Annotated in this window: 4 protein-coding genes and 2 pseudogenes; 4 read left to right on the top strand and 2 right to left on the bottom strand. The window is 64.3% G+C overall.

The genetic code is table 11. The features are described 5' to 3' along the window. Nucleotides 1-214, top strand: a pseudogene (locus JOZ00_RS18970) (S-(hydroxymethyl)mycothiol dehydrogenase); the annotation flags it as partial. Beyond that, nucleotides 215-838 (top strand): MBL fold metallo-hydrolase, encoded by a 624-nt coding sequence (locus tag JOZ00_RS18975; RefSeq protein ID WP_293346349.1) that lies wholly within the window; start codon nt 215-217, stop codon nt 836-838. It abuts the pseudogene before it with no gap. Nucleotides 839-867: 29 nt separating this feature from the next. On the opposite strand, the gene JOZ00_RS18980 is transcribed toward JOZ00_RS18975, so the two are convergent. Then, on the bottom strand, nt 868-1,584 hold the full coding sequence (locus tag JOZ00_RS18980; protein WP_293346351.1) for an SHOCT domain-containing protein: 717 nt from the start codon (nt 1,582-1,584) through the stop codon (nt 868-870). Between the two features lie 105 nt (nt 1,585-1,689). Here JOZ00_RS18980 and JOZ00_RS18985 point away from each other — a divergent pair, with 105 nt between their 5' ends. Next, nucleotides 1,690-2,646, top strand: a complete 957-nt coding sequence (locus tag JOZ00_RS18985) for an SDR family oxidoreductase (RefSeq protein WP_293346353.1) — start codon at nt 1,690-1,692, stop codon at nt 2,644-2,646. Between the two features lie 190 nt (nt 2,647-2,836). Then, on the top strand, nt 2,837-3,271 hold the full coding sequence (locus JOZ00_RS18990; RefSeq protein WP_293346355.1) for a hypothetical protein: 435 nt from the start codon (nt 2,837-2,839) through the stop codon (nt 3,269-3,271). A 13-nt stretch (nt 3,272-3,284) separates the two neighbouring features. Here the strand turns inward: JOZ00_RS18990 and JOZ00_RS18995 are convergent. Continuing rightward, nucleotides 3,285-3,613 (bottom strand): annotated as a pseudogene (locus tag JOZ00_RS18995) (molecular chaperone); the annotation flags it as partial.

Consider the following 3,613-nt stretch of genomic DNA (forward strand, 5'->3'; position numbering starts at 1 on the left):
GGTGGACTTCTTCTCCCACGGCGGAGCCCTCAAATCGTCCTGGTACGGCGACTGCCTCCCCGAACGCGACTTCCCCACCCTGATCGACCTCTACCTACAAGGCCGCCTGCCCCTCGACCACTTCGTCTCCGAACGCATCGGCCTGGACGACATCGAAGAGGCCTTCCACAACATGCACGACGGCAAAGTCCTGCGCTCGGTGGTGATCCTGTAAGTGGCTCCCATCGACAAAATCGTCACCCACGGCACCTTCGAACTCGACGGCGGCAGCTGGGAAGTCGACAACAACATCTGGATCGTCGGCGACGACGCCGAGGTCGTCGTGTTCGACGCCGCCCACACCGCCGAGCCGATCGTGGACGCGGTCCGCGGACGCCGGGTGGTCGCGGTCGTGTGCACACATGGCCACAACGATCACGTCACGGTGGCCCCCGAGCTCGGTAGGACTCTTGACGCACCGGTGCTGCTTCATCCCGCCGACGAGGTGCTGTGGCGAATGACTCACCCGGACAATGGCTTTCGCACTATCGCGGATGGTGACACCCTCAAGGTCGCCGGCACCGAGCTACATGCGCTGCACACGCCGGGCCACTCCCCCGGATCGGTGTGCTGGCACGCCCCCGAACTCGCAACGGTGTTCAGCGGCGACACACTCTTCTCCGGCGGCCCGGGCGCGACGGGGCGCTCCTACTCCGACTTCCCGACGATCCTGCAATCCATCTCCGGGCGGCTGGGCAAGCTGCCCGGCGACACTGTCGTCCACACCGGACACGGCGACAGCACCACCATCGGCGACGAGATCGTGCACTACGAGGAATGGGTGGCACGCGGGCATTAGTCACACTGCGTTACGCGCGCGGCAATGATCTAGTAGCCCTGAAGAATCCGGCGCTTTTCCTTCTCGAATTCCTGTTCGGTCAGTGCTCCCGAATCCCGCAGCGCCGCCAGGGTTTTGAGCCGTTCGAGGCGAACTCCCTCGTCGGATGGTTCGTGAGCAGTGGACACAACCGGCGCCGGGACAAACGGGTTCGCCGCCGCCACGGCTTTGCGTCGAGTGCGGGCCAACCACCACCCAGACAACGCCGAACCGATCAGGCCCGCGACGAAGGTGCCGACGAACAGCCACACCACGTAGGTGTAAGAACTGCTGTGGCCGAAGGCGAGCCGTGGCTGGATGAATCCGTTCACCTGTCCGTCGGTGGTGATGTTGTAGGTGCCGTCGGCGGCGATCTGAGCCACCCACACCCGCACATGCGCGTCATTGTTGACCGTCGTTGTGCTGCCGATGTTTTCGTTGAGAACGGGCTGTGCCACCCCGTCGGGCGGAACGATCGTGATCCCCAGCGGTGGTACCGGCAGGCCGGTATTGGCGCCTCCGATCACCACCGTGTGAAAACTGATCGTGACTTCGCCGCGAGGCAGATACATACTGCTCGAACCCGGGACCGGCACCTCGCCGTAGGCGTCGTACTTGTCCAGGAAAAACAGGTTCAGCACCAGGGCGACGATGAACCCGCACACCGACACCACCATCGTCACGATGGCAGTGGTCAGCAAGATCTTCGCGAGCCGTCTGCCGCTCACCCAGGCAGTGTGTCATCGGGCGTCGCTCGATGCCAGCGCAAAGGTTCGCACCGGACTCTCAAGAGAGCACACTAGGACCGGGCCAACCGTTAAGGAGTGATACGCATGGCTAGCAATCTGGTCGCCACCGTGCCCGACCTCTCGGGAAAGCTCGTCGTCGTCACCGGAGCTAACAGCGGTCTGGGCTTCGGGCTCAGCCGACGGCTCTCGGCCGCTGGCGCGGACGTCATCATGGCGATTCGCAACCGCGCCAAAGGTGAGGCGGCGATCGACGAAATCCGTCAGACGGTTCCCGACGCCAAGCTGACCATCAAATCCCTCGACCTCTCGTCACTGGCCTCCGTCGCCGCACTGGGTGAAGAACTCAACGGTGATGGCCGGCCGATCGACATCCTGATCAACAACGCCGGCGTCATGACGCCGCCGGATCGCGACGCCACCGCCGACGGATTCGAATTGCAGTTCGGCAGCAACCATCTCGGGCATTTCGCGCTGACCGGACACGTGCTGCCGCTGTTGCGCGCCGCCAACGGCGCGCGGGTGGTCTCACTGAGCAGCCTCGCCGCGCGCCAGAGCGGCAAAATCCATTTCGACGACCCGCAATTCGAGAAGTCCTATGCGGCGATGGCGGCCTACGGCCAGTCGAAGCTGGCTGTGCTGATGTTCGCCCTCGAATTGGACCGGCGTAGCCGCGCCGGCAATTGGGGCATCGTGTCCAACGCGGCGCACCCCGGGTTGACCAAGACCAACCTGCAGATCAGCGGACCCTCGCACGGCCGCGAAAAGCCCGCTTTGATGCAGCGGCTGTATCAGGCGTCATGGCGTTTCACGCCGTTCCTGTGGCAGGAGATCGACGAAGGGATCCTGCCGGCGCTGTACGCGGCAGCGACGCCGCACGCCGAGGGCGGCGCGTTCTACGGACCCCGCGGCTTTTACGAGGCGGCCGGCGGCGGTGTGCGGCCGGCCAAGATACCCGCGCCCGCGCGCAGCGAAAACGACTGCCGGCGTCTGTGGGAACTTTCCGAACAGCTGACCGGCGTGAGCTATCCCAAGCCGAATTGACGACTCCGTTAGTCCACGTGGCCAGTTTCGTATTTGCTGCAGCAGCAAGGGGTTTCGCGATCCACCTGGGCGGATTAGATGGTTCGGTGCTGGTCAAGCGCGAACAAACCGGGTCGTGAGAGTTTCGACACAATGCGGCAACGGGTAACCACCCCGAATCGTCGATCTACGACTTCGAGGGGGTAGATGCATGAGTGTGCAAGACGATAAGGCGGCTGACCACGATGATGCGGCTGACCACGATGATAAAGCGACCGATCGGGACGATAACGCCGCCGATCAGGGCGAAGAGCAGCCCTTAACTGAAAAACCGGAGCCGGACGAGGAAGACAAGAAAAAGGCCGCCGAGATGATGGAGGCCTACAAGGAAAAGCCCACCATCGTGTTGCCCGGAACTGGCGGCAGCGTTTCCGGGACGGCGGTCAACGAGTGGTTGGACGAGGACGGCAATCCCAAGAACGAGAATCCCGATGGCGCGGACAATAAAGGCGAGACCGACGAGGGCCGAGAGCAAGGTGAAGGCCGGGACGAAAAGGCCATCCAGGAACAGATCGAGAAGGACAAGGCCCTCAACGACGAACTGAGGAAGGCCGCGAAGGCCGATAACAAGGGTGAAGAAGGTTGACCTGAGCGGTAATTCAGCGAGGCGCTTGGGCGACGGAATTTAAGTCGCCCTCGATGCCCTGAATGATTTGGTTCACCCGATCCAGCCCGGGAATCGGTTCGTTGAGCCCGGGAATCGGCGGAATGCGCGGCGGGACGCGCGGTATCACCGGGCCGGCGGGCGGGGCCGCGGCGGGAGGCGCGGTTCGCTGAATCGGCGCGGGGGCGCTGGCGGCCGGCGCCTTCGTCTCGGCGGGCGGGCTCGTATCGGAGGCCGGTGGCGGAGCCTCCTCGGGGGGAGCGGGCTGGGCGGTCGCGGGCGGCACCTGATTTGTGGTTACCCCCGGTGCCGGCGTCGTCGCCG

Source organism: Mycobacterium sp. (assembly GCF_019243155.1).
In the GTDB taxonomy this organism is placed as follows: domain Bacteria; phylum Actinomycetota; class Actinomycetes; order Mycobacteriales; family Mycobacteriaceae; genus Mycobacterium.